This window comes from Intestinibacter sp. (genome assembly GCF_034113885.1).
Classification (GTDB): domain Bacteria; phylum Bacillota; class Clostridia; order Peptostreptococcales; family Peptostreptococcaceae; genus Intestinibacter.
In genome coordinates this window covers 1-6,236 of sequence record NZ_JAXEWM010000237.1, presented here as the reverse complement: position 1 = coordinate 6,236, position 6,236 = coordinate 1, and the positions used below count along the sequence as shown (strand labels likewise).

Genomic DNA, 6,236 nt, shown 5'->3' with positions numbered 1-6,236 from the left:
TTTAAAGAACTCTGTTCTATTATATCATATATATCAATTAAATTTCTATGGACGTGATTTTCTTTTGCTATAACATTTACATTTGTTCCTTTAATACCATTTTCAAATTTTTCGTTTATTTCTATTTCAAATTCACCATTTAAATTTAGTTTGTCTAGCTCCTCTAAAAATATCTCCTTTGGAACACCTAAATTTAATAAAGTCGATAATGTCATATCGCCCGATATTCCGATTATTATATCAAAATATAAGATTTTTTCTTCCTTCATATAATTCCTCCAAATTAGTCTAACTTATTTATAGTTGCTGCTAAATACCCTGCTCCGAATCCATTGTCTATGTTAACTACTGATATTCCTGATGCACAGCTATTTAACATAGCTAAAAGCGCAGTAAGTCCATTAAAGCTTGTTCCATATCCAACTGAAGTCGGAACGGCAATTACCGGTACATCGACCATTCCTCCAACGACACTTGGTAAAGCTCCCTCCATTCCAGCTACTGCTACTATTACTCTAGCTTGCTCTATAAGGTGTCTCTTATTTAATAATCTATGTATACCTGCTACACCTACATCGTAAATTCTCTCTACATCGTTTCCTAAAAATTTTGCTGTATAATAAGCTTCGTCAGCCACGGCTATGTCAGATGTTCCAGCTGCAAGTATAGCAATTGTTCCCTTTCCTATGTTTTTTACTTCATGATTTTTTATCATCAATACTCTTGATAGCTCATCGTATTCTACATTGTCGTAAATTTGTTTTAATTTTTCTGCTGTTTCTTTTCTACATCTTGTACCTAATACATTGCTTTCCTTTTTAAGCAAAACATCGACAATCCCTATTATATGTTCGTCTGTTTTACCTTCGCAGTAAATTACCTCTGGATACCCATTTCTAATCTCTCTATGATGATCTATATTTGCATATCCTAAATCTTCATAAGGTAGATCTTTAAGTCTTTCTACTGCTGTATCTATATCTATTTCATTATTTTTGACTGATTCTAGTAATTGTCTTACATCCATTTGATTTAGTGCCCCTTTCAAATTTCTTCATTTATAAATTATAACTCTATATTAAAAAAATTTAAATAAAACAAATACCTTTTAATATAGAGTTACTGATTCTATAAATATTTAATTTTAATATCCTAAAGCCTTTCCATCTCTTCTCTCATCAGCGCCACCTGACATAGTGCCATCATCTTTATACATAACTGCCTGTACTGATCCAAAATGCTTTGGTTCATCTTTGTAAACACTTACTGGATGTCCCTTAGATACTAGTGGAGAAATCAAGTCAGTATCTACAGTATTTTCAAATACCAATCCTTCATCTGTCTTATCGTATATTCTAGGATAATTTATCGCCTCTTGTATAGGTAGATTGTAATCTATTACATTACTTATTACTTGAGTTAATATGCATACTATTCTAGAGCCTCCTGGAGTCCCTATAACTAAAAATGGCGTACCGTCTTCATTTAATATTACAGTTGGACTCATTGAGCTAAGTGGTTCGCTGCCTGCTCTTACACAGTTGTTTGAGTTAGGATCTGGTGAAAAATCTGCCATAGCATCATTAAGTACAAATCCATATCCATCTACTACGACACCTGAACCGAATTCTAGGTTTACAGTCTGAGTTATCGCTACCATATTTCCGTCTTGGTCAGCTACAGAAAAATGTGTTGTGTCTTCATGCTCATAGTCGACTGCATCTCCACTTGAGTAATTTTGTGAATAATCCATATTTATTTGTTCAGCCAATTTTTTAGCGTATTTCTTACTAGTCAATCCCTTTATAGGAACTTCTTGGTTAAATGGATCCGCCATGTATTCTTCTCTATCTGCATATGATATTTTCATAGCTTCAGATAATAGATGTATTCTTTCCTCTGAATCTATATCATATTTGCTCATATCGAAGTTTTCTAATATATTTAATGCTTCTATTATACTTGTTCCACCTGCCTGAGATGAAAGTATTTTATATCCTCTGTATGTTCCTTCTACTGGTGTAGATACATTTGGTTCGTAGTTAGCTAGATCATCTAGAGTAAGAATTCCTCCGTATTTATTTGCCATTTCAACTATTTTTTCTGCTACCTCGCCTTTATAGAAGCCGTCTCTTCCTTCCTTTGCGATTATTCTAAGTGTGTCTGCTAGGTCTTCGTTTTTCCATAGATCTCCTACTTGATAAAGTTCTCCATCATCTTTTCTAAGGTATTTGTAAAACTCATCAAACCTAGACATCTTCTCATCTGCAGCTACAATATCGTGGTAAAGTGTAGGTGTTACATAAAAACCGTTTTGTGCTAAATTAATAGCCGGTGCCATTACTTCCTCTAAAGTCACATTCTTAGAACCATATTTATCAAATGCATATAAAAGCCCTGCTACTTCTCCTGGAATAGAGACTGCCTTTCCACCTTGTCTTTCTTCTTTATTTGCGACCTTTCCATTTGATACAACCCACATATAAGGAGTCGCTGCTGCTGGAGCATCTCCTCTAAATGCTATAAACACATTTTCTCCTTGTGCAGTCCTTATAATCATAGAACCTCCGCCGCCTATTCCTGAGCCATTTGGTTCTACTACAGATAATGCAAATGCCACTGCTACGGCTGCATCTATTGCATTTCCGCCAGCCTTTAATACCTCAAGACCTGCTTGTGAAGCCTCGTATTTAGCAGTTGCTACAACTCCATTTTTTCCAGTAGCATCTCTGCCTCCACTAGTTAGATTTCCGTCCTCGTCCCATAAAGTCCATCCTTCTCCATCTTTTACAATACCTGTACTGTCTTTGTCCTCTTCTACTTCCTTTAATTTTTCCTTTGCTTCTGCTATAATTTTTTTGCTTTCCTCAGTATTCTCTGATTCTTCCTTTACTGTTTTGGCACAACCTACGCACATAGGTATTGTGAGTGTCAGCACTAGTAATACTGAAATTATCTTTTTACTTATTTTCATCAACTAATTTTTATCTCCTTTTCTATTATTTATATATCTATTCTGCCAGACATATATCATCATAGACATTTTAACATTTTTTTGAGCTTTTTAAAAAATATTTTCTTAAAACACTCTTTTTCTCAATTCCATTAAAAAACGCTACTCCTCAATAATCACAATATTATCGAGAAATAGCGTTTTAATTTCGAGTCGAATTTATTTTAATCTATATACTTAGATTACATCATTGGCATTCCACCAGCTGCTGCAGCTGGATCTTCTTTTTCAGGTATTTCACCTACTGCTGCTTCAGTTGTTAAGAATACACTTGCTATAGATGAAGAGTTTTGTAAAGCACTTCTAGTTACCTTAGTTGGATCTACTATACCAGCATCTATCATGTTTACATATTCTTCTTTATATGCATCAAATCCTACTTCTGGATCTGAATCTATAACTTTTTGTACTATTACAGCACCTTCAAGACCAGCGTTTACTGCTATTTGTCTTAGTGGTTCTTCTAATGCTTTTCTGATTATTTTAGCACCTATAGCTTCTTCACCATCTAATTCAGCTATTAATTTGTCTACTGCTGGTATAACACTTACAAGTGCAGTACCACCACCAGCTACTATACCTTCTTCAACAGCAGCCTTAGTTGCATTTAAAGCATCTTCTATTCTTAATTTCTTTTCTTTCATTTCAACTTCTGTAGCTGCACCAACTTTAACTACTGCAACTCCACCAGCTAATTTAGCTAATCTTTCCATTAATTTTTCTCTATCGAAATCAGAAGAAGTTGCTTCTGCTACGTTTCTTATTTGTTGTATTCTGTTTTGTATATTAACTTTTTCTCCAGCTCCATCTACTATTGTAGTGCTGTCTTTAGTTACTTTTACTGAACCCGCTCTACCTAACATACTTAAGTCAGCTTCTTTTAATTCATATCCAACTTCTGAAGATATTACTGTACCACCAGTAAGTATTGCTATATCTTCTAGCATTTGTTTTCTTCTATCACCAAATCCTGGAGCTTTAACAGCAACAACATCGAATGTTCCTCTTAATTTATTAACTACTAATGTAGATAATGCTTCACCATCAACATCTTCAGCTATTATTAATAATTTTTTACCAGTTTTAACTAATTGTTCAAGTAATGGAAGTATTTCTTGGATGTTAGATATTTTTTTGTCTGTTATTAATATGAAAGGATCATTTAAAACAGCTTCCATTTTATCTACATCTGTTACCATGTAAGCAGAAATAAATCCTCTGTCAAATTGCATACCTTCAACAGTGTCTAATTCAGTTTTCATAGTTTTAGATTCTTCAACAGTTATAACACCGTCTCTACCAACTACCTTCATAGCTTCAGCTATTAATTTACCTATTTGTTCGTCTCCTGAAGATACTGCACCAACTTGTGCTATAGCTTCATCAGTTTCAACTGTTCTAGATTGATTTTTTAATTCTTCAACTGCAACATCTACTGCTTTAGCTATACCTTTTCTTATTAATATTGGGTTAGCTCCTGCTGTTACATTTTTAAGTCCTTCTCTTATTATAGCTTGAGCTAAAACTGTTGCTGTAGTAGTACCGTCACCAGCTACATCGTTAGTTTTAGTAGCAACTTGTTTAACAAGTTGAGCACCCATATTTTCAAATCTATCTTCTAATTCTATTTCTTTAGCTATAGTTACACCATCGTTAGTTATTAGTGGCACACCATACATTTTGTCAAGTATAACGTTTCTACCTTTTGGTCCTAATGTAACTTTAACTGTATCTGCTAATTTATTTACTCCTGCTTCTATACTCTTTCTAGCATCTTCTGCAAATTTAATTTCTTTTGGCATTTTAAATCACCCTCCTAAATAATATTATAATTCTACTACTGCTAATATATCGCTTTGTCTTAATATTATGTATTCTTCTCCGTCTGCTTTTATTTCGTTTCCAGCATATTTAGAGAATATAACTTTGTCTCCAACCTTAACTTCCATTTTTACTTCGTTTCCATCTACTACACCACCTGGTCCTACTTCTATAACTTCAGCCATTTGTGGTTGTTCTTTAGCTGCACTTGGTAAAACTATACCGCTTGCAGTTTTTTCTTCAGCTTCAAATTTTTTAATTACAACTCTGTCTGCTAATGGTCTTATTTTCATTTCCCATTCCTCCTATTTAATATAAAAAGTTTTTGTATATAGAATTTAAATTTTTCCTTTTCAATTTATTATCACTCTACCACTAAGAGTGCTAACAATTATTATAATATACCATTTGTATAAATTTTTCAATACGTTATTGGATTTTTTTTCAAATTTTTTTAGACCTATCTTCCTATACCTAATTCTCTCGCATAATAGAATAAATATTGTTGTGCAAAGCCTGATAATTCACCAAATTTTTCTATGCCAAATTTTCTAATTTTAGTTAAGCTCAGATCTTCATCAACGTAAAATTCTTGCATAACTCTCTTAACCCAAACATCAACAGGGAATGTATCGTATTTTTGCATACCAAATAACGCTATACAATCTCCTACCTTTGGACCTACACCATTGAATTTAAGTAATTCTTTTAGGCATTCTTCTGTAGATAAATTTCTGTAATCTAGTACGTTTATATTTTCGTCGTTTACAATTTGAGTAGTTGATTTTATGTATTTATCTCTAAATCCTGTTGAACAGGCTCTTATTTCCTCTTGAGAAGCCTTGTTTAATTGCTCAGGAGTTGGGAAAGCATAGTAATCTTGCCCTCTGTACTCGCCTATATGTGTACCGAAATTTTTAGATAAATTATTTATTGCTCTTTGTATCATAGGTATTCTGTTGTTTGAAGATATTATAAATGAGATAAGCATTTCCCAGCCGTCTTGCTTTAGGATTCTGATGCCTTCACCGAACTCTGTAGCCTTCTCTAAATACTCATCCATCACCTTTAACTTATTTATTATCTCTTCATAATCATTGCCCAAATCGAAATAATCATACCATATATTTTCAAAGTCTTCCTTATTAGTATTATCTAGATAGATTTTGTCGCCTTCTTGTTTTACGTTTATGACCTTGCCCATAGCTACACCTGTATATGAATCGTCGTCTTGCTTGATCCATCTGAAGCATTGCCCGCATTCAAATATATGCTTTGGATTGAAGTTTTTTACATCTTCTAGTATTACAGTATTTCCTTCTTGTGTTACTTTCATTTTTATTCTCCTCATTTTATTAATCATTTTTATATGTATTTTGTGATTTACTAATTTTTTTGTTTT

6 protein-coding genes are annotated in these 6,236 nt (G+C 33.2%); all 6 read right to left on the bottom strand.

Annotation, left to right across the window (positions count from 1 at the left end):
• Nucleotides 1–269: nickel insertion protein (gene larC / locus SPD90_RS14275; protein WP_320925671.1), on the bottom strand; the 269-nt coding region annotated here is incomplete at its 3' end.
• 14 nt (nucleotides 270–283) lie between these two features.
• On the bottom strand, nucleotides 284–1,027 hold the full coding sequence (larB, locus tag SPD90_RS14270) for a nickel pincer cofactor biosynthesis protein LarB (protein ID WP_320925670.1): 744 nt from the start codon (nucleotides 1,025–1,027) through the stop codon (nucleotides 284–286).
• A gap of 117 nt (nucleotides 1,028–1,144) precedes the next feature.
• Nucleotides 1,145–2,974 carry a gamma-glutamyltransferase gene (gene ggt / locus SPD90_RS14265; protein WP_320925669.1) on the bottom strand — a complete coding sequence of 610 codons (1,830 nt, stop codon included), beginning with the start codon at nucleotides 2,972–2,974 and terminating at the stop codon, nucleotides 1,145–1,147.
• Between the two features lie 221 nt (nucleotides 2,975–3,195).
• On the bottom strand, nucleotides 3,196–4,815 hold the full coding sequence (gene groL / locus SPD90_RS14260) for a chaperonin GroEL (protein ID WP_320925668.1): 1,620 nt from the start codon (nucleotides 4,813–4,815) through the stop codon (nucleotides 3,196–3,198).
• Between the two features lie 24 nt (nucleotides 4,816–4,839).
• Complete coding sequence (gene groES, locus SPD90_RS14255; RefSeq protein ID WP_320925667.1) at nucleotides 4,840–5,127, bottom strand: co-chaperone GroES; 288 nt, start codon at nucleotides 5,125–5,127, stop codon at nucleotides 4,840–4,842.
• A gap of 167 nt (nucleotides 5,128–5,294) precedes the next feature.
• Complete coding sequence (locus tag SPD90_RS14250; RefSeq protein ID WP_320925666.1) at nucleotides 5,295–6,170, bottom strand: DNA-3-methyladenine glycosylase family protein; 876 nt, start codon at nucleotides 6,168–6,170, stop codon at nucleotides 5,295–5,297.
• Nucleotides 6,171–6,236: the final 66 nt, after the last annotated feature.

Excerpts from the sequence above, each read along its gene's own strand:
- groL (WP_320925668.1), bottom strand. The coding sequence starts at position 4,815 with ATGCCAAAAGAAATTAAATTTGCAGAAGATGCTAGAAAGAGTATAGAA.
- ggt (WP_320925669.1), bottom strand. The coding sequence starts at position 2,974 with ATGAAAATAAGTAAAAAGATAATTTCAGTATTACTAGTGCTGACACTC.
- larB (WP_320925670.1), bottom strand. The coding sequence starts at position 1,027 with ATGGATGTAAGACAATTACTAGAATCAGTCAAAAATAATGAAATAGAT.
- groES (WP_320925667.1), bottom strand. The coding sequence starts at position 5,127 with ATGAAAATAAGACCATTAGCAGACAGAGTTGTAATTAAAAAATTTGAA.
- SPD90_RS14250 (WP_320925666.1), bottom strand. The coding sequence starts at position 6,170 with ATGAAAGTAACACAAGAAGGAAATACTGTAATACTAGAAGATGTAAAA.